We start from the raw sequence: 22,045 nt of genomic DNA, 5'->3' as shown, positions 1-22,045 counted from the left end.
TATATCTATAATATTTTTAATTGTATTTCATAAATAACCAAATATCTTATTTATGAAAATCCGCAAGTTTCTTGTTCTAACTATGTTTCATTATTTTAACAATTAGCTTAATTAATATTATTCTAGTTTTTTAAAGCTTTGCATAATATCCTAACTTTATCTAATTATTCAAAACTATTTCTCTACTTACTAGAAACAAAATAATATTAAAAACCAGCCGTATAGCTAGTTTTATAAAAATTATTTTTTTAAATATTATTGCGCAATTATATATTATCTTTTCGCAATGACTAAGGTTTTATCTTTTTATTTAGTATGCTTGCTATATTTTAATATACATTAAAAATTACATTTTTTTATTCTTTCTATGGCGTTTAACCATATATCAAGTGCCAACGCTTGCTCCTGCCAACGTTGGTATTACCACAAGTGGGGTTGCAATTGCGGCTACATTAACCTTAGATTTACTATCTTTTTTAGAAATATCAGGTTTTTTAGGAATACTAGGGTTTTTCTCTTCTTCTTTTGGTTGATTCATTTTAGAATTATCTTTTTTTGGATCATCCTTCTTGTTGTTTTCTTGCTCAAGAATGGCCTTTTGAATTTGTAATTTTATGCTTCTTAATTCTTTTATGTTTTTAGCTTTTTTAGCTAATTTTTCTAGCTCTTTTTTCTTTACATTTGAGTCATTTAATTTATCTAATTCTTTATTAATTGTTTCAAACTCTTTGCTAAATTCTTTATTAGCTCTTTCAATAATATTACTTAATTTTTTAGGATCATCAAGGCCTTCTTTTAATTCTTTATCAAATTGAGATTTTATATCAGAACCTTCTAACTTATTAACAGCATCCACAGCATCTTTTTTTATCTTGGCATTATCCTGCGACTTTTTTTCTTGGGTTATTTCTTTTAATAAAATCTTTAGCGCCTCAATGTTTTTTGCGCTGTCAATTCTTGCTTGGTAATCCTTTTTATCCAATAATTTATTATATATATCTAATACTTTTTGCTTTTCAACATTATAAATGGATTCTGCTTTCTCGGCGACACTAAGAAGTTTAGCCATATCACCTTTAGCATTAGCAAGTATTTTTTTAAATTCATCATATTGACTAGAACCTTCAAGTTGGTCAACTGCTTTTTGTGCTCTTTTAGTTAAATTAACCAAATCTTGTTCTTGCTTTTCAACCAATAAAATTTTCTGCAATTCATCTAACTTTTCTATATTGTTAGCATTATTAAATTTTTCAACAAAATCTTTTTTATCATCAAGGCTTTCCAAAATCTTGTTAACTTCTGTTTTTTTAGTAGTATATTCAAGATTTGCTTCTTTTATTAATTCTAAAAGTTTATCTATTTCCTCTTGTGATTTTTCTAATCTCATTTGATATTCATCATGCTTTGATGAACCAACTGTTTTATCAACTGCCTCTTTAGCATTTTTTCTTGCGTTTAGCAAATCTTCGTTTGCTCTAATTTTCTTAGCTTCATCTGCAATTTTTTTTAATTCTGTAATATTGTTTGATTTTTCTATTTTTTCAATATTTTCTCTTCTGACTTCTTCATCAAGAATAGAATTTACTATTTTAGTAGCATTTTCTTTTTCATTAATAAATTCATTATTGGCTTCTTCAAAAATAACAGTCAATTGTTCTAATGTTAAATTTGGATTTGATAAACGCGATTCAAAATCGTTATGCATATCTGAACCAATAGTTTTTTTTACAACTGCTTCTGTGTCTTTTCTAAGCTCACTAATTTGCTGTTTAATAATCTTGCCATATACTCTTTGTAAAACTTTAACGTTTCATGCATTATCTATTTGCTCACGAAATCTCATTTTTTCTTTTAGTTTTTGGAATGATTCTTCTGCTTTACTTTTTAATGTATCATACACTTTTTCAGCATCATCTCTAAGTTTAATTAATTCTTCCATTGAGGTATTTTTTGTAACATTTAATGCTCGCTGTTTAATATCTTTTTCATATTCATCTGAGCCTTTCGCTCTAACGGCAGCTGTTAATGCTTCAAGTCTAATCTTGTCATTAATTAATTCCTTATCCACTTCTTTTGAAAGCTTATTAGCTATACTTTCTCCAGCGATGTTTCTTATTTCGGTAATAATTGGAATAATTTTTTTTAAGGTATTGACATACTGTGGAGAAGATGGATTTGTTCCATCTTCTACTTTTAATAAATCTATTATTTTAGTATCAATTTCCATATTTTTTTTATTATTTTTTAACAATTCAAGAGCTTCAAATTCAGCAATAACAACTCTAATAAAATACACATCATCATATTTGGAATCTAATTGGTTAAAAATAGTAAGTTTTCGAGGCTCTTCCTTTGCCTTTGAATCAGTATTAATATTTTGTTTTTTTATTTCTTCGTTAAGAAAAATTTCGTAATTAAACGAAGCTTGTTTAAATAAACGAATAAAATCCTTTCAAGATGACGACAAAAATGCGATATTATATTCTGAAAATTCGTTGTTAAGTTTATTATCTGGAACGAGATTTAATTCATCATTATATTTCTTATATGGTAATTCATCAATTTCAGCAGAATCATTAATTTTGAGCAATTTCTTCAAAACTTTATAGGCATGCAACAAGTTATATTGCGTTTTTAAAGTCATTGTAGAATAAAAAATATTTAAATCGTCCAAATTCTCGATTTCATCAGATGTTGGCTTATGAATTATTGAATTATCAAGAATATCAGTGGTCCTATCTTTTGCTTCTAAAATCTCTTGTTTATTTTGAACATCCTCACTCTGGCGACTAATTACGGCAGGGGTTGTTGGAATTAAAACGCTCGAAAACACATTCAACAATAAATTAAATAACCTCATAAAAACACCTCATTTATTTTATGTTTAAATTTATTTAAAAATAACTAATTCCAAAATTTGAAAAATATTAACTTTTTTATAAAAAAAATTTATTATTTTAAGAATTAAAATTAGTCTCGAATTAAATTAAAATTTACATGTTAACTGATTGATTTGTATTGCAAATATTCAAATCTATCTTATTTTAAGAACTTTTTTATTACATTAAAATGTGGAAATAACATTTTATATAATCAATCATTAACTATATTATATAGTAAATAGAATGAAATTACCAAAGTAATTAGTTATAACTTTTTTATATTTTTTTAAAACATGAAGATTATTATTTCATAAATTTATAAATATCAGTTTTTAGTTACCTACAATGCTTAAAGTAAAAAAGGAAATAAAAAAAAAGCAACGACCTATCTTCCCTTATGGTATTTTCGGCACGGAAGGTCTTAACTGCTGAGTTCGGAATGGAATCAGGTGGGCCCCTTCGTTATGGTTGCTATGGATATAATTATATACTAATTTTTTTTATATTCATTTTTTTTAAAAAAATATCCATTATGTAAATTCTCAATCATTTTATACTATATTGCAATTCTCAAATTTCTTACTCAAAAAGCAAGTAGGAGATAAATTTACATAAAATTTACTACACTACCAATTTTTCCTGATTACTGGTCTAATTTTTAAGTCTTAAAAAATAAATTTGATATCATAGGTTTAATGAACATTTTTAAACTATAAAAGTGTTGCGATTTGATTGAGAATTAACAACTTTTTTAAAAATACAACACTTAAATATTTTATATTTAGGCGTTGTATTTAAATTTGTGATTTATTTATAGATTTTTAACTTAATAGGGTTGAAATTATAATTGGATTTTTTTACTTTTTCAATTAAGTAATTAATTTTATAGTTAATTCCAAATTTTCTATTGATATAGTCTCTTAGTTTGTCTATTATAATTTCATTAGAATCAATTTCTTTGAGAAAGTCGCTTTTAATATTATTCAAAAAATCAACAAAATCAATGTTGCTTTTTTCCTTGGTTTTATAATACATAATATCGCTTAATGCGTTTAATTTAATAATTGAATTGTCTTTTGATATTATGTCATTATAAAACTCGGCACTAAATCTAAATTCTAAAAGTTTATGATTAAAACCTTCATTGACAAGACTTGTTATGTTAAAAAAAGTTGATTTTATTTGCAAAAGAGCAGAATTTTTAAAATCGTTAATTAATTCTTTAGATATTCCATAAGTTTTATTTAAATAGTCAATACTGATATATGAATACTTGCTTTTATCTCATCTTATAATATCTAAATTTTGTTTAACTTTTTCAAAGGATGCGTTTATAGCCTGCGTTTTTTCAGTTCTTTTATTTATGTTTAAAAAGTCTAAAACATCCTTAAAAGTAAAGACCTCAAAATCTTTTATAACATACCTGATAAAAGATGCTAAGCTCTTATAATTGCTTTTATATGCAAAATTATCATTTAAATTAAATCCTAATTTTTTGATCATAAAATCATTAACGGCATAATTTTGAGTTAAAAATGACTTAATAATCTTGATTAATGCTTCTTTAGTATACAAATCTTCTTTAGTTAACATTTTAAGTTTTTCAATATTTTCAACTGATATTTCTTGGTTATTTGAAACTTCCAAGTAGCCGTTTTTATCTAAAATTTTTTGCAGAAATGCATAGCAATTATTTCTTATTGAGTCAAAATTAAAACCCAATTGAGAGCAATACTTTTCTATAAAATTATCATATTTAATCGGTTGTCACATTTTTATATATTTATAAAGTTGTTGGTCCTCGGTTATATTTCCAAATTGCAAGTACGGCATTCTTTGAAGGATGCAATTTAACTCAATTATATTTCTTGACTTTAAATATTTTATTATACTGTGTAAATCATATTCATTTTTAATATCATATTGTTGCATTATTTCGGGATACTTTTGAATAAAATATTTCGTAGATATAATTATGTTATTCATTTGATTAAATTTAATGTGCTCAAAAAACTTATTAAAATCATATTTTGAAAAATTATAGAATCTATATCTTCTGTATAGATTCAGAATAAGATTATCCATTCTTCCTAAATTTGCTTCAAAAGTATGTAAAGTTAAGCCTTCCACCATATAATTATATCTATTATCCGAAAGGTCGAGATTTTTTAAAAATTCAAAATATTGAACTCATAAATATTTAATTGATAATGTTTCGTCTTTGTGCAAACTAATTATATGTTCCAAAACGGCAAGTTTATTAGCTCTTAGTATTTTTCCATCAACCTCAGTTAAATAATCATTGCTTTTTTCTAATATCTGTTTAATAATTATCTTGTAGCTTTCGGGAATGTTTTCGTCATTGAGTGCATAATATAATTCTTTTTTGACTGTTTTTTGATTTTTTATAGCTGATAGATATTGAATTTGTCTTTCAGTAAGGTCAAAGAACTGAATTAAATATTCCTTGCTAATAACGTAATTTTCAATTAAATGCAGATATTCATTTTCTGAAAATACTAAGTCATTTTTTTCAAGACATATCCTTAATGATTTATATTGAAATCTAAAGTCATTTAAATTCTTTAAATATTCCTTGTGTTTAAAGACTTTTTCTACTAATTCATTAGATTCAAAAAAAGATTTTTTTATCAGGCAAACTAGATCGCCTTCAATTTTATATTTGTCAGACATTTTTAAATAATTGTTAATATACTGTTTATAAATTGAAAAATTTTTTATAATCTCTTCGAATTTTTTTATATCGACATAACCACTTTGAATGCTTATATAAGATTGTATATATTCAGAAATTAGCATATTTGGATTAATTTTTATATGCTCTAAATTTGTTAATATAAAATTTATTAAATTATCATCTAACTCAATTTTTGTTTTGAATATTAAATTTCAAAGAATGTAAACTTCTTTACCTTTAGCATAAAGCAAATCATAATGTTCTTTGGTTTGAAGTTCTATTTTATTTAGCAAATTATTCATTTTTTTATTAAAGAATTTAGTATTTAGAGGATCATTAAGAGATCTTATTAATTCCGACAGATTGGTTATTTTACGTAATGAACAATGTTTACTTTCGTAATTTTCTGCGTTTATTAAATCATGTATTTTAAAATCATAATATATTTTAGATTCATATTCAAAAATACCTTCAGGACTTAAAAACATTAAAGGATTTAATCTTATTGCTTTCTTTTTTAATTCAATAATTTCCTGAATTTTATAATATTGCAAATCCAACTCATATATTTCGCTATCAAGAGTTTTTGCGAGATCATAAAGAGTTGTTATACCTTTGTCATTTAATAATTTGTAATTATCAAAATAATTAAGACTTTTTTTTAATTTTTTAAAAATTTTAATAGCGTTAATTTCTTTCATTTTTTTATTTTATATCTTTTTTATTTTATATCTTTAATATTTAAAAAATATCATTAATTGATCGCATTAAATCTATTTCTCTTTGTGAAATAAGACCAGTTTTAACAAAAGATTCTAAAATTTCTGTTTTTTTAGATAACATTTGATTGTAGTAATATCCGGCTTCTTGGTGTTTCACAATTTTTTTAACCACCGATATTTCAAGAGGAAGCTTTTTACTATATGCTATTTTCTCATACATTTGAATGTCATTTTCATTTAATTCAAAAGCTTTATATCTTTTATTGTTTATGTGAAAATAGTATTGTTGATCTGCACCGATCATAAAAGTTGCATCATTTTTTTATGTGACTTTTATTTTTAAATGTTACAATTCCATTAAAAATTTGTCTTTTAATTGGCAAATCAAAATAAGCTTCAAGAGTTGCGCTGTTTGGTTTTCTAAATTCATTTTTTTCAGAATCGGTAATTGATTTTCTTGTTTTTATATCATTAAGCATTGCAATAATTTCGTGTCTATATTTATTAGCGTCTTGGTTTGTTTTAATATTTCTATCTTTTAAGAATATTGGAATTCTATTATGTGCAATTCTCCAAAAACTTTCTATATGTGGTTTTTCATTAGATACTGATGTTGTTATAAATTCAGTACCTAATTTTGTGACTGCATCATACAAAATAGCGCTAGATTCAAGGCTATTTATGAAAATTCATTCTATTATCACTAATCATTACTTTTGGTATTCCATATTTATTAATCATATTTTGAATAATAATTTAATAACCCTTTACTGATTTACGCTTTTTTTATCAAAATAAAATGATAAAACTTTTGAAGCTGAAACATTGATACATGCAACAATTGTTCATAAGGTTTGATCAACAAAAAAATGAATAGATCCATCAAGTTCAACACATTCGCCCATATTTACTAATTTTCTTTTTTTTGAGATTATGGTTGGTTTTGCAATCTTTTCTTTAGGCAAAATATTTGGCTTATAAGGTATATATTTTTTTACAAAAGTTTTTTGTCTTTTTATTGTATTTTTATGAGCAAAAGCACTTAGAAATCCGCTTTGTGTAAGTCTTTTTGTTAATTGGCTATATGATATTTTTACATTAGCTTTCCTTTCATAAAACAAACAGTAAGACATATATGAATTACAAGAACTATTTTTTGTTCCAGCAATAATTTTTTGCTTTCATATTTTTTCATAATTGATAATTAAATCATTGTTGTAAATCTTTTTTCTATAGCCTCATTGGTTGCGATGTGCTAAATTAACTTCTTTTTTTGCATAATTCAGCATTTCTTAATTTTTGTTTTAATCTTTTTATAGTTAGTATTGAACATCTTGCTTTTAAGGATAATTGCTTATTTGTTAAATTAGAATATGTAGTTATAACATCTAATTTTTCGTTTTCTATTTAACTGAAAATAGTTTAATTCTATTTCATACATAATAAGACCATCTATAACATTTTACTATATATGTTAGGTGGCTCATTTTTGTTGCAATTTAATGAAAAATAAAAAAATTTAATTATATTATTTTATTCCTCTAACAAGAAAAAAACCAGCCAAAAAGGCTAGTTTTAATTTTGCAGATAAAATTATAAATTGTAATGTAATTCGACAATTTCTTTCAAGGTTTCAAGAGGTAATGCACCGGTCTCTAATAATAAATTCAAAAATTCCTTAATGTTTTCCTTATTTGATACAAATTCTTCCCTTGAAAGGCCTTTTGACTTACGAACTCTGTCATATAGTTTCAACATTGCTTCTTTACCTGAATTATACGATGTTGCTTGTCCGGGTAGATTTAAATAACGTTTTGATTCTGATGTAATATCACCAATTCCTAATGCTGAGTTAGCATGTAGGAATTTTCTTATGTCATTAATTGAAGCGCCAGCTGGTAAATCATCAGTACCTTTAATATCTCCATGATATGCAGTATCAACAGCACGTCTCATGTTACGCAATTGAGCTTCATTTAAAGCACCAAAATATTGCAACATATTAGCTAATTCAACAGCCTTCAAAGTATGCAATTTATCATCATCGATTTTGTTTTTTGAAACAACTAAATTTCAATACACGCCACCATGTAGTTCCTTCATTCCTTTAATTTCTTCGTTAGTTACATATTGTGGTCTTGTCGCTTTAACAAAACTTGTAATTCCTTTTGCTGATTTGAAGCTAACAGGTAGAGCGTAATAATCTTCATTTTCAAAGTCAGGCGTTCCATATAAACCTGCCTCGATTCCAAATCATTCCATAAATAAAGCTCAACCTTCCTTGTATGAAGTATAGTTAAAAATGTCTCCTATCGTTAGCCCATCAACAGTTTTTAGAAATTTTTGCGCATAGTATATTTGATTGTGATGTCCCATGACGCTTTCGTGATTAGCAAATGAAGTTACTGACCATTTTGGCAAGCCAAAATAAGGGTCCGCATTAAATGTAAATGCACCAAATCCGTCTTTTTCAACCTTAGCTCTTCCGTTATATGCACCGACACCTGAACTTAAACGAGTTGAATATTCATATGTAGTAATTCCATATCTCGGCACTTGTTTAGGGAAATAAGAATATCCTTCATTAATAGTAGTGTCTCTAAATTGATTATAACCTTTAAAAGCTTCTAAAGCTCCGTAATAAAACTGGTCATTTGTAATTGAACCATATTTAGAATTTTGACCTTTTAAGAATTCATAACCTAAAGTCTTTAAATTTTTAATAGCATCTTGTAATTTTGGGTCTTTTTCTAATTCATTCTTCTTTTCTTGCGTGTAATATGAGGAATTTTCGCGACCAAAAAAGAACTGTTCTTGGTTTAATCATTTATAAAACTCGGGCAAATTAATATTCCCATTTGCATCTCTTATTTCAAGTACAGCATCCTGAACCTCTTGTGGGCCAACACCATCAGAATCATACTTAATAGTTGGGGTTCATGGCTCGTTCTCATTTCCGGTAATTAATCTGGCGACTGCTTTTGCAGTTAATTCCATGTTCTTAACAGCCGTCTTAGTTGTTTCATAACCCGAATTAAATACGTCCTGTGCAGAATCGTTTGAAGTTGTAGCAAACTTTAAAATACCATCATATATCTTTTTACCAGTTGTATTTTTCTCATCACCAGGAATACTTGATAAACCAACATTTTTAGCATCAAGATCTTTTTCGGTTAAACCAAGCCCGTAAATTGAAACAACTTTTTTACTTGAATTATCAAAAATTTCAATAGTATTTTCTAATTCGTTAACTACATTTGATTTAAACACCTTAAGCTCTTCTAAATTTTCGCCTAAGCCAGTAGTTGATGCTTTGTAATATTCAGTTGCATAAAATTTATGGAATGCCTTAGTTTTTTCATCAAGAGTTTTATTAGAATCAATTATCTCAATAACAGACTTTGATTCTTGTGTTCCTTTTGCAAACTCTAGCAATTCCTTTGAATAATGTCTTGATAAAATGATATTAACATTGTTTTTAATAACAACTTTTGATAAAACAATATTAGCTTGCATTCCTTCGTTTAAGTTTCTTTGCATCTTTTCGGCTCTATCGCCAGTTATTCTTAAAATAGTTTTATAAAATGAATTAACTGGGTAAGCTGATGTTGGTCCACCTTCATAAAATGCACCTGCTAGTCGCCCTTGTGAAGCATAGACGGTTTGTGCGATTTCCCAATCATATTTCAATCCACTTGCTCAAGCTGTTGTAGTTACATTGAGATTATTAGAGTTAATTTTTGAAAATAAATCAATTCATTTTTGATAGTATTTAACAATCTTGTCAACATCTTCTTTTTCAGGATAGAATATATCAATATTTGCCGCCAAATCATCTAATTCTCTCTGAAACTTATCATATGAAAGAACAATATATCTGGCTGTATGTTTGTAATTATTATCATAATACTTAGCATCACCATGTTGAGCGATTTTAGCTAAATAAGGCAATATTGCATTATCAATGTTTACTTTGTATTCTAACTCAAGATTTCTAATTTCGCTAGCAAGGGTTTTGATTTCTTTAGCAATTTTTGTGGCTTGTTCACTTTTTTTATCATCCAATTCATTATACTTTGTGTTTAAATCTTTTAGTTTGGTATTCTTTTCCTCGATATTATTTTTTGTATCAACATTTGCCTCAACTGCCTTTGCCTCAGCATTTGTTAATTCGCTTTCTAGTTTCTTGTTTTCATTAATTGTTTTTCTAAATAAAGCATTTTGAGCAGCAAAAGGGATTACAGTAAAAATCACAGGAGCTGCAACTAAGGTGCCAACAACCGAAGTTATTATTAATGCTTTTTTTGTTTTTTGAGTCATATATATTATTTAAAATCCTTTTATTATATGTCTAATTTAAAATATAAATCCAATGTTTAGTAGTTCCTGCCAAAAATTGCAGGTACCTTAATTTTAAATGAAAAAGCATAAAAATATTTATCTTTGATACTATACAGAGTTTTAGTTTCACTACAAGAAAGGAAAATTAAAAACATCTAGACTAGCTAGATGTTTTTTAAAAAAAGAATAATTAAATCTCTTATAGTTTGTAATGTAATTCTACAATTTCCTTTAAAGTTTCAAGAGGTAATCCACCTGTTTCTAACATTAGATTTAATAGTTCTTTAATGTTTGCCTTATCTTCGACAGTAACAAAATCTTTTCTTGAAAGTCCCTTTGATTGACGTACTCTGTCATATAGCTTCAACATAGCTTCTTTACCAGCATTATATGATGTTGCTTGTCCGGGTAGGTTTAGATAACGTTTTGATTCTGATGTAATATCACCAATTCCTAATGCTGAGTTAGCATGTAGGAAGTTTCTAACATCTTGAATTGATGCACCGGCAGGTAAATCTTCTTTTCCTTCAATTCTTCCATGGTATGCAGGATCAACAGCACGTCTCATGTTACGTAATTGAGCTTCATTTAAAGCACCAAAATATTGCAACATATTAGCTAATTCAACAGCTCTTAGTGTGTGTTCTTCATCGCTTGAGTTATTTTTGCCTTCTGATGCAACTAAACTTCAATAAACACCACCATGTAATTCCTTCATTCCTTTAATTTCTGCAGCAGTTACAGCTGATTCATCTTGCGATATTGCTGAAGAAACAAAGCTTGTAATTCCATTTGAATGTTTAAAACTTACTGGGAAAGCGTAATAGTCTTCGCTGTCAAAGTCAGGAGTTCCGTATAGTCCTGATTCAATTCCGAATCATTCCATAAATAAAGCTCAACCTTCTGCATATGAAGTGTAATCAAAGATATTTCCAACAGTTAATCCATCAATAGTTTTTAAAAACTTTTTAGCATAATAGATTTGGTTGTGGTGTCCCATAACACTTTCGTGGTTAGCAAAAGAAGTTACTGATCATTTTGGTAAGCTGTAGTATGGATCAACATTAAATGTAAATGCACCAAATCCATCTTTTTCAACTTGTGCATTACCATTATATGCACCAACACCTTCTTCAGCACGTCTTCTATATTCATATGAAGTGATTCCGTATCTTGGAACACTCTTAGGGAAATATGAATATCCATGATCAATTGTAGTATCTCTAAATTCATGGTAACCCTTGAAGGCTTCTAGTGCTCCATAGTAGAATTGTTCATTTGTAATTGAACCATATTTGGTTTTATTTGTCTTTAAGAACTCATATCCTAATCTTTTTAGATTTTGTCTTGCATCCTCTAATTTAGGATCTTTTGCTAAATCTTGTTTTTTAGCTTCTGTGTAATATGAAGCATCTTCACGACCAAAGAAGAATTGTTCTTGGTTTAATCACTTGTAGAAATCAGAAATATTGATTTCGCCATTAGCATCTCTAATTTTTAATTTAACTTCTTCAACTGGATTTGGTCCAAGACCATCAGCATCATACTTAATTGTTGGAGCTCATACACCTTTGTCTTTTCCAGTAATTAATTTAGCAACTGCAGCGGCTGTCAATTTCATATTTTTAGCAGCTGTTGTCGTTGTTTCATAACCTGAATTAAACACATCTTGGGCTGTATCATCTGTAGTAGTAGAGAATTTTAAGATACCACTATAAACCTTATCTCCATTTGTTACACCTGGTTTCCCTACGATAGAATTTAAACCAACATTCTTAGCATTTAGGTCTTTTTCAGTTAAACCAACACCATAAACTGTTTTAACATCATTACCATCAAATACTTCAACGTGATTTTCTTTTTCACCGATTTCATTTGTTTTATATAGTTTTAATTCAGCTAGATTTTCACCCAAACCTGATTTAGAAGCCTTGTAATATTCATTAGCATAGAATTTGTGGAATTCCACTAATTTTGGGCTTGATTTAGCTAATTGTTTATTTTGTGCAATAAGGTCAGTAACTTTTATTTCATTAGCAGATCCATTTAAAAATTCTTTCAATTGATCTTGGTAAAAATTAGATAAAATTGATCTTACATTATTTTTGATAACCACTTTTGATAAAACAACATCAGATTCAATTCCTTCTTTAAGATTCTTTTGAACCTTTGGAGCTCTCTCTTCATCAATTGAACTAATTGTGTCATAAAAAGCATTGATAGGATATGCTGAAGATAGACCTGATTCTAATCAAACACCAAGTAAACGGCTTTCTGATGCATAAACTGTTTTAGCTATTTCTCATTCATATTTTAATCCGCTTACTCATGCTGTTGAGGCAGTGTTTAGGTTTCTTGAATTAATTTTCGAAAATGTATTAATTCAATCTTGATAGAACTTAATAATTTCTTGAGCATTTTCCTTGCTTGGATAATTTATATCTAAATCATCTCTAGAAGCAAGTTTTGCTAAATCTCTTTGAAATTTCTTGTATGACAATACTACATATTCGGCTGTATTTTTTAAGGTACCTTCATAGTATCTCAAATCACCTTCTTCAGCAATTTTTGCTAATATAGGTAAAATTTTAGATTCAATATTTTCTTGATATTGATCGTCAAGTTGAGCACGTTCTGCTTCAGCATTTCTAATTTCTTGTTCTAATTTTGCTTTAGCTGTTTCATCAGCATTTTGGCTTTTTTGTGTTAAGTCTGCAATTTGAGCATCCTTAGCATCGATTTTAGCTTTTAAAGCCTTATTTGCTTCATCTTCAACAGCTGCTTTCTTAGCTTCTACATATTCTTTCTCATATCTTTGATTCTTTTGAGTTTTTCTTTTAAATCATGAAATTTGAGCGCCATATGGAATTATTGTAACTACTGTAGGTACTAAAACAATACCGCCTACAATACCACTAATAATTAGGGCTTTTTTTGTTTTTGGAGTCATATATATACTTATCCTTAATTTAGTTTATTAATTTATCATTTAATAAAATTTTTTACCTTTTGATAAAGTTTAAAAAATAAAGATTTGTGTGTCCACAATAGATACACATTTTTTATTATATTACATTTGCCTTTAGTTTACATAATTAGAGGAAAAAATGGACCAAAAAAAGTCAAATCTCAATCTTTTTAAGATATTTTATAATTTAACACCTCAATCAATCGAAATGATTTAGCATCATTTGTTTTATTATAAAATTTATATAAGTAAAAATATATTTTTTTATTATAGAGGTAATGTATGGAAAATCAAAAAAAAGTAATATTAACAGTAATTGATGGTTTGGGTCTTAGAAATGAAAGACAAGGAAATGCTTTTGCACAGGCTTATCATCCAATATTTGATTATTTGTTTGCAATGTGTCCTAATTCTGTTTTGCAAGCATCCGGAGAATATGTAGGCCTTCCGAAAGGTCAAATTGGGAATTCAGAAGTCGGCCATCTAAACATCGGGGCAGGAAGAATTGTATATACTGGTTTATCATTGATTAATAGAGCAATAGAGACTGGTGATTTTGAAAAAAACGAGGTAATAAATAAATTAATTGATAATTCAATAGCAAACAATACCACTTTGCATTTAATGGGCTTGCTAAGTAATGGCGGTGTACATTCATTAGATAACCATTTATTTGAAATTATAAAACTTGCCAACCACAAGGGACTTAAAAAAGTTTCAATTCATATTTTTGGTGATGGTCGAGATGTTAAGCCACAATCAATTAATGATTCATTGATAATACTTAAAAAATTATCGGAAGATTTCAATTATCCGATTTCAAGCATTTCAGGGCGCTTTTATGCTATGGACCGTGACCAAATATTCGAAAGAAATGAATTAGCACTTGAAGCGATTCTTGGTAAATCGCCGATCAAGTATAAAGATATTAATAAGTATATAAACGAACAATATAATCAAGGAATTTATGACGAGTTTTTCTATCCTGCACAAAACCAAAATGGCTTATTTTTAAAAGAAAATGATAATGTTTTTTTCTTTAATTTTCGACCAGATCGTGCTAGACAACTTAGTCATCTAATTTTAGATAGCAAACTATATGAATATAAACCTAAAAACAAAACAAAACCAAATCTCTTTGCTTCTTTAATGAAATATGAGGGTATTAATTCCTTAGTCGCATTTAAAGAAATGCAAGTAGATAACCCGCTTGGAGAAGTGTTAGCCACCAATAATCTAAAACAATTAAGATTAGCAGAGACTCAAAAATATGCGCATGTGACCTTCTTTATGGATGGTGGAAAAGAAGTTATTTATAAAAATGAAGATAGAATTTTAGTAAATAGTATCAAAGCTGCAAGCTTTGCTGATTATCCTCATATGTCAGCTAAAGAAATAACTGACGAATTGCTTGAAAAAATTAATGATTATGACTTTGTTATCATGAATTATGCTAATCCAGATATGGTGGGTCATACTGGAAATTTACAAGCAACAATAAAAGCAATTGAGTTTCTAGATGAACAATTTGAACGAATTCTTAAATTCGTGATAGCTAATCGTGATAAAGTAACATGATTCATAACTGCCGATCATGGAAATGCCGAAATAACTGAGGATGAAAATAATAAACCTGCAACAAAACATACAACAAGTCCGGTTTTATTTGTTTCAACTGATAAAAATATTGAATTAAAAAATGGGTCGCTTTGTGATGTTGCACCCACAATTCTTGAATATTTAAATATTCAGAAACCAAAGGAAATGACAGGGCAATCATTGCTAAAGAAGTTTTAATTAAATTTATAAAAGTAATATAAGTGTTAATTCTTAATCAAATTGCAATATTTTTTATAGTTAAAAATTCTTATTAAACTTATGATATCAAATTTATTTTTTAAGACCTAAAAATTTAAACCAGTAATCAGGAAAATTAGCAAAGTGTGACACTTTGCTATTATTTTTTTTGTCAATCTATACATTTTGAAAAAAATTAAATAGCAATATATTTTTAAATTAACCTTACGGCCCTTATTTTTTAAATTTATTCATATTTGGATTGGTTAATTGTACTTTTAAACATTGATTTTAGGTGGCTCATTTCTTCCTTTAAACCTGATGTATTTAATTTAAATTTTTCTAAATTTCTAATCAAGTAATTAAACTTGTTCGTAAATGTCGAAACTACTGACTTATGCGTTACGACTATCAAACTCAATTTATAAGCCAAATCGTCTCAAATGTCAAGATTTTTACCTAATTAAAAATCTTTTGTGAGTTAAAGTTAGATAAATCACTGCTTGCTTTGTAACGATTTTCTGGAGTTTTAAAACAATATTCACAACTTGAGTTCATACAAAATAAAACTTTTATTTTCTTTGAAAAATTAACTCTATTGCCGTTAGTATCAACTGGGGCATAATATTCGTTTAGGTACTTAACTGCGCCTGAATGAGTTTTGTTTTTAAAATGATAATCAACATACCAACCAGGATCGCCTTCAGTTATTTTTCTAAAACAGTTTTTATTGCTATTTCTTTTTAATTTTGGAGATATAGAATTAAAGTAATCTATTAATTGGTCTTCAATTTTACTAATTTCTGTTCAATGTTTTATATTCTTTATTTTAAAGCATATGGGATAACTTAATTGAGCAGTTTTAAAAGACCTTTCAACACTACTATTTATTGCATAATAAAATATTCTTCCTGGAATCGTGTTATTTAAAATATTTTTTAACGTTTCTTTTAGCTTCTTTTCTAGTTGCTTTGTGTGAGTGCTCTATTGCATACCCCTTTTTAAAGTGCGTCTGTAAAGAGTTTTTAAAGACATTATTGAACCTTTTATTCTATAATAAATTGCCATAGTAACATTTCTAGTTCTATCAGTAGGTTGATCAAAAACAAAAGAACTAAAATCTCTATTTTTCTCAATTTCTGAATCTACAAGATCATCGCTAAACTTTTGTCTATTTTTATTTCCTTTATTTTTGTTTTAGACATTAAATGTCCCGTCAAAATTTATAGATTTTTAATTTTAGAAACTGTAAAACGGCTAACTTCGTGTTTTATGGCAATTTAGTTTATTTTTATTTTTTTCATTAGTTATATCGATATAAATACCTTTTCTTTTTTTCTCAAAATCTATCAAATTATGGATTTCTATTTTTTTATATTTCCCGTTACCTCATATAGTGATTTTAAACTATAGGATGTTGCAAAATAATTGAGAATTTACATGATCAAAACACGTTTTCGATATGTCAATATCTAAAGAAATTTATTATAATTATAATACCATGAATAATGCAAAGAAAACTTTAAATGCATTTTCTTTCCCTAATCCTCTTTTAATAAGATTGAGAGAGAGAGAGAGAGAGAGAGCAGACTCTTAATAAATAATTTAACATTAAATTAACACCTAACTATTAGGTGTATTTTTGCGTATTTTCATGGAGAAGGCAAATATATGACACAAAACAAAATAAATATAGATAGTATAACAATTAGAGATTTATTTCAAAATGCTTCTAAAGAACATAATTTTTTAATACCTGAATATCAAAGACCATATTCATGAGGAGAAGAACAAACCGAAAAATTATTCAGTGATTTATGAGAATTTTACAAAATTATACTTAAAGAGCCAAATTCAAAAGAACAGTATTTTTTAGGTTCAATTGTTTTCTTTGAAAACGAAGATAGAAAATGAGAAATTATCGACGGACAACAACGTATAACGACCATTTTTCTACTTTTAAGAGCAATTCTTAAAAAATGTGAGAACACTAATAGTGAAAATACTAAAAATTTAGCAAAAGAAATTGAAGAATGTATTTGACATATTTCAAATGATTATAAAAAAATAATTGATAGAAATTCAATGTCCATTCAAAATGTTTCAGTAATGCAAAGTAATTTAGAAGATTTTGAGAATATCATCAAAAGTGGTGAATATAACAAAAAAAGTAAAAGTAATTATTCGAAAAACTATGCAAAATTAATAGAGTTGATTGAAGAAAAAGCAAAAAATGAAATTGAGGGGATATTTAACTTTTTTAATACCATATTAGAAAAAACCCTTATCTTAACTGTATCTTCGCAATCTCAACAATCTGCTATGACGGTTTTTGAAACTCTTAATAATAGAGGGGTTCCTCTTTCTGATGCCGATATTTTTAAAGCTAAGATATATAACCTATTAAAAGATAAAAATGAAAAAGATAAATTCATAGAACAATGAAAAGAATTAGAATCTGATTGTGTTTCAATGAATAAGACATTAAATGATATTTTTTCATACTATATGTTCTATTTAAGGGCAGAAGAAGGAGATATCGACAGTACCACACCAGGAATAAGAAAATACATATTAAAATATCTAGAACAAAATAACATTGATGATATTTTTAACAAAATGATAGAAACTATTAAAAATATTATTTCATTTCTAAAAATGGTGAATAACTTAAATGAAGAAAAAGACTTAAACTCGAAGATTAAACAACAACTAGATATTATTTTTTCTTTCTCTAATGATTTTGGTAAATACCCAGCTTTAATATATTATTTAAAAAATAAAGACAAAATTGATAATGATGATACAAGTGAATATCTTGAGTTATTAATAAAACTAAGAAATAGAATTGTCACAAGATATTTAGTAATTCCTTCAATAAACGATATTAAACACGGCATTTTGTTACTAAATAAAAGCATAATAAAAGGCCATGAGTTTGATTTTTCTAAATTAGAAAAAAAATATTCAGATGATGTGATGGAAAAAATCAAAAGTCCAAATGTAAAAATCATAAGCATGATTATAAAAATGTTTGAATATTCACAAAACGATCAAGAAGAGATGGATATATTGCCAGCCAAATGAGAAATAGAACATATTTTACCTAAATCTCATGCACAATTCGATAAAGAAAATAAAGAATTATATGAACAAATTGGAAACATAATTCCTTTAGACAAAAGGCGTAATATTAGAGCTTCTGATGATTGATTTAAGTCTAAAAAAGAGATATATAAAAGGGCGGCAAAATTTAGATCTGCAATACAAATCTCACAACTTGAAAATGATTATTGAACAATAAATGATATCAAAAAAAGAAATGACGAATTAGTTAAAAGATTTAAAGAAATAACAAAGGATTAATATGAATGATGATATTTATAAAAGAACATTACAAAATATAGAAAAATACATTGAAAAATAAACATAATTAATAGGAGAAATATGAATAATAAAATAAAACTTTATTTTGGTTTATCATTACCCTTTGCCATATTAGCATATATATTGTACTTGGTTTCGACTGGATATTATTATGTGGTAAAAGATGTAGATTTTTCTTTTTTATCAATATTGATACCAAAAGTATATCCAGACGGAGCAGGAATAACAATATTACTATTTGCAATTTTATTTAATATTGGATCATTTATCTTGGCTATTTTATTAACATTAGAATTAAAGAAAATTGATTCGATAAAGATAAGAAACAAATATATTCTCTCAAAAATATTTGTATTCACCACACCTTTTTTATCAATATTACTTCTATTGCTTATAGCTTTCTTTGGTATTTTTGTTTTTGCGATATATTTATCAGCCAAAAATCGCACCAAATTAGCGAAAGAAAAATTAAAACTGTTACAAGAAAAAATTAGATTAATAAAAGATGAATCTTTAAGAAAAAAACTAGAAGCCGATGCAGGAAAATCTTATGGGTCTAATATATTTAATGAAACAAAAATGAAGCAAAAATTAAAAGTTATCGAAAAAATAGTAGATGATGAATTAAGAAGACAAAACAATAATGTTTGATAGTATGGTCAAAAAATTACATTGGTTTAACTGGTGTAATTTTTTCATTAGATAATTAATAAATTACGAATAATTTAAAACCATAAAGTATCATAATTTTAAGTTATATAAATTGCTGCTAATTCTTAATCAAATTGCAACATTCTTATAGTTTAAAAATGTTTATTAAACTTATGATATTAAATTTATTTTTTAAGCTTTATTCATATTTTGATTGGTTGGTAAACAAAATTTTTAAACCCGCTTTTGCAGACAATAAAATAAAATTAAAAATCTACTTAAAGTATTCAGATAGGTCATTATCCACTTGTTTAATTGTGTTTTTAAACATTGATTTTAGGTGACTCGTTTCTTCTTTTGAACCTGATGTATTTAATTTAAATTTTTCTAAATTTCTAATCAAGTAATTAAACTTGTCCGTAAATGTCAAAACTACTGACTTATGCGTTACGACTATCAAACTCAATTTTATAAGCCAAATCGTCTCAAATGTCAAGACTTTTACCTAATTAAAATCCTTTGTGAGTTAAAGTTAGATAAATCATTGCTTGCTTTGTAACGGTTTTCTGGAGTTTTTAAAAAATATTCACAACTTGAGTTCATACAAAATAAAACTTTTATTTTCTTTGAAAAATTAACTCTATTGCCGTTAGTATCAACTGGGGCATAATATTCGTCTGTGCCTGAATGAGTTTTGTTTTTAAAATAATAATCAACATACCAACCAGGATCGCCTTCAGTTATTTTTCTAAAATAATTTTTATCGCTATTTCTTTTTTAATTTCGGAGATATAGAATTAAAGTAATATATTAATTGGTCTTCAATTTTACTAATTTCTGTTCAATGTTTTATATTCTTTATTTTAAGAAGCATATGGGATAATTTAATTGAGCAGTTTTAAAAGGCTTTTCAACACTACTATTTATTGCATAATAAAATATTGTTTCTGGGGGGCGTGTTATTTAAAATATTTTTTAACGTTTCTTTTAGCTTCTTTTCTAGTTACTTTATGTGAGTGCTCTATTGCATAGTTCCTTTTTTTAAAAAGTGCGTCTGTAAAGGGTTTTTAAAGACATTATTGAACCCTTTGTTCTATAATAAATTGCCATAGTAACATTTCTAGTTCTATCAGTAGGTTGATCAAAAATAAAAGAACTAAAATCTCTGATTTTTTTAATTTTAGAATCCACAAGATCATCACTAAACTTTTGTCTATTTTTATTTCCTTTATTTTTGTGTGAGACATTAAATGTTCCGTCAAAATTTATAGATTTTTTAATTTTAAAAACTGTAAAACGGCTAACTTCGTGCTTTATGGCGATTTGGTTTATTTTTAATTTTTTCATTAGTTATATCGATATAAATACCTTTTCTTTTTTTCTCAAAATCTGTTAAATTCTGGATTTCTATTTTTTTATATTTCACATTACCTCCTATAATTATTTTAAACTATAGGATGTTGCAAAATAATTGAGAATTGCAATGTAGCAAAATAATTGAGAATCCACATAATTAATGAAAAAAGCGCTATTTTTTTTTTTTTTTTGGTTATATAATTAAAAAAATACTAAATTGAAAGGAAAAAAATGAAAAAAAGCAATTTACTTTTTTTAGGATTTTTGCCTGTTTTGGCAACACCAGTTATAGCTCTATCATGTGCAAACCCATCTAACCCTGGTCCCAAAAAACCAGAACATATTGATGAACCAGGCCCCGACAAGCCTGGCGATCAAGGCAACCCTGAAAATAAGCCAAAAGAAAAACAACCCGATAAACATGAGACACCAGATCAAGGAAATAATACTACTACTCCAATAGTGAATCCCCAAAAGCTCGGTGAAGGAAAGAAAGAAGATGATAATATATCAAATGATAAAAATGCCATTATAAAAAAATTTGAAGAGTTACGTACCTATTATTATGAAATGAGACAAGAAAAACTTGAAAAGATTAGATCTTTATATTATTATTGAATAACTAGACCTGAAAGAATATATCTACTAACTAGAGAAAAAGTAATTCAAAATAACTTAGAAATTTCCTTCCTTGATATTTTGGGTCATGAAATTGATGAAAAAATTAATAGCAGATTTTCGAAACTTGAAGAAGAAAAAAATATGCATAAAGATGTTGATGAAGAACTTCTTAAAAAAATAAAAGAACTTATAACGGAATTTTCCAAAGAAAAAGGTGATAAGTTAATTGAAGAATTTTCACAAAAAGCAAGAGCCAAAGCAGAAGAAACATGAACTAAGAACCTTGCAAAGCAGGAAGAATTATATAAAAAACTAACTGAGCTCCTAGAAAAAATAACGGATTCACAGACAAAAGAATATTGAAGGGTAAAAATCAAAGAACTTTATACACAATTGGCACTAACAGATGAATTATTGCAACAATTAAAATAAAATCATTGAATCACAAAAAAAGTAAATTAAATAATAAAAAAGCAGCCTTGTTAATTTTAAAAAAGGTTGCTTTTAAAGTATTTAATAATTACTCATAATGGCTAAATTTCGTTAAATCGCAACAAAAACGAGCCGCCTAACATATATAGTAAAATGTTATAGGTGGTCTTATTATGCATGAAATAGAATT

14 protein-coding genes and 1 rRNA gene are annotated in these 22,045 nt (G+C 26.8%); 4 read left to right on the top strand and 11 right to left on the bottom strand.

All coding sequences use genetic code 4. The annotated features are described in order from the left end of the window. Positions 1–346: 346 nt before the first annotated feature. The 8 genes from ACWXVO_RS02505 to ACWXVO_RS02470 form a co-directional block, all read right to left on the bottom strand. On the bottom strand, positions 347–2,860 hold the full coding sequence (locus ACWXVO_RS02505) for a hypothetical protein (protein WP_456002423.1): 2,514 nt from the start codon (positions 2,858–2,860) through the stop codon (positions 347–349). Between the two features lie 394 nt (positions 2,861–3,254). Continuing rightward, positions 3,255–3,358, bottom strand: a 5S ribosomal RNA gene (rrf, locus tag ACWXVO_RS02500). Between the two features lie 331 nt (positions 3,359–3,689). Beyond that, complete coding sequence (locus tag ACWXVO_RS02495) at positions 3,690–6,281, bottom strand: hypothetical protein (protein ID WP_456002419.1); 2,592 nt, start codon at positions 6,279–6,281, stop codon at positions 3,690–3,692. 40 nt (positions 6,282–6,321) lie between these two features. Continuing rightward, positions 6,322–6,606 (bottom strand): hypothetical protein, encoded by a 285-nt coding sequence (locus ACWXVO_RS02490; protein ID WP_456002416.1) that lies wholly within the window; start codon positions 6,604–6,606, stop codon positions 6,322–6,324. Further along, complete coding sequence (locus ACWXVO_RS02485; protein ID WP_456002413.1) at positions 6,563–7,006, bottom strand: hypothetical protein; 444 nt, start codon at positions 7,004–7,006, stop codon at positions 6,563–6,565. Before ACWXVO_RS02485 ends, ACWXVO_RS02490 begins: the two co-directional genes overlap by 44 nt. A 63-nt stretch (positions 7,007–7,069) precedes the next feature. Next, positions 7,070–7,591 carry a hypothetical protein gene (locus ACWXVO_RS02480; protein WP_456002410.1) on the bottom strand — a complete coding sequence of 174 codons (522 nt, stop codon included), beginning with the start codon at positions 7,589–7,591 and terminating at the stop codon, positions 7,070–7,072. Positions 7,592–7,895: 304 nt separating this feature from the next. Further along, positions 7,896–10,622 (bottom strand): DUF885 family protein, encoded by a 2,727-nt coding sequence (locus ACWXVO_RS02475; RefSeq protein WP_456002407.1) that lies wholly within the window; start codon positions 10,620–10,622, stop codon positions 7,896–7,898. Between the two features lie 220 nt (positions 10,623–10,842). Further along, on the bottom strand, positions 10,843–13,593 hold the full coding sequence (locus ACWXVO_RS02470) for a DUF885 family protein (protein ID WP_456002404.1): 2,751 nt from the start codon (positions 13,591–13,593) through the stop codon (positions 10,843–10,845). Positions 13,594–13,893: 300 nt separating this feature from the next. Here ACWXVO_RS02470 and gpmI point away from each other — a divergent pair, with 300 nt between their 5' ends. Next, a complete protein-coding gene (gene gpmI / locus ACWXVO_RS02465) occupies positions 13,894–15,408 on the top strand; it encodes a 2,3-bisphosphoglycerate-independent phosphoglycerate mutase (protein WP_456002401.1) in 1,515 nt (504 codons plus the stop codon). Between the two features lie 247 nt (positions 15,409–15,655). Here the strand turns inward: gpmI and ACWXVO_RS02460 are convergent, their stop codons facing one another. Beyond that, on the bottom strand, positions 15,656–15,823 hold the full coding sequence (locus tag ACWXVO_RS02460; protein ID WP_456002398.1) for a hypothetical protein: 168 nt from the start codon (positions 15,821–15,823) through the stop codon (positions 15,656–15,658). A 1,256-nt stretch (positions 15,824–17,079) separates the two neighbouring features. Here ACWXVO_RS02460 and ACWXVO_RS02455 point away from each other — a divergent pair. Both ACWXVO_RS02455 and ACWXVO_RS02450 read left to right on the top strand, forming a co-directional pair. Further along, the gene (locus ACWXVO_RS02455; protein WP_456002395.1) at positions 17,080–18,774 is read left to right on the top strand and encodes a DUF262 domain-containing protein; all 1,695 of its coding nucleotides are present in this window, start codon (positions 17,080–17,082) and stop codon (positions 18,772–18,774) included. Between the two features lie 81 nt (positions 18,775–18,855). Further along, positions 18,856–19,449, top strand: coding sequence for a hypothetical protein (locus ACWXVO_RS02450; protein WP_456002392.1), 594 nt, complete (start codon positions 18,856–18,858; stop codon positions 19,447–19,449). A 271-nt stretch (positions 19,450–19,720) separates the two neighbouring features. Here the strand turns inward: ACWXVO_RS02450 and ACWXVO_RS02445 are convergent, their stop codons facing one another. Both ACWXVO_RS02445 and ACWXVO_RS02440 read right to left on the bottom strand, forming a co-directional pair. Continuing rightward, entirely contained in the window at positions 19,721–19,906 is a 186-nt protein-coding gene (locus ACWXVO_RS02445; RefSeq protein WP_456002389.1) for a hypothetical protein, read from the bottom strand. A 581-nt stretch (positions 19,907–20,487) separates the two neighbouring features. Further along, positions 20,488–20,793, bottom strand: a complete 306-nt coding sequence (locus tag ACWXVO_RS02440) for a hypothetical protein (protein WP_456002386.1) — start codon at positions 20,791–20,793, stop codon at positions 20,488–20,490. Between the two features lie 240 nt (positions 20,794–21,033). Here ACWXVO_RS02440 and ACWXVO_RS02435 point away from each other — a divergent pair, with 240 nt between their 5' ends. Next, positions 21,034–21,855: a hypothetical protein gene (locus tag ACWXVO_RS02435; protein WP_456002383.1), complete on the top strand. Its 822-nt coding sequence runs from the start codon at positions 21,034–21,036 to the stop codon at positions 21,853–21,855. The last annotated feature ends 190 nt before the right edge of the window (positions 21,856–22,045 follow it).

It is taken from the genome of Mycoplasma sp. 1890, from assembly GCF_053851615.1.
The sequence above is the reverse complement of the archived record's forward strand: the minus strand, read 5'-3'. Positions and strand labels throughout refer to the sequence as shown.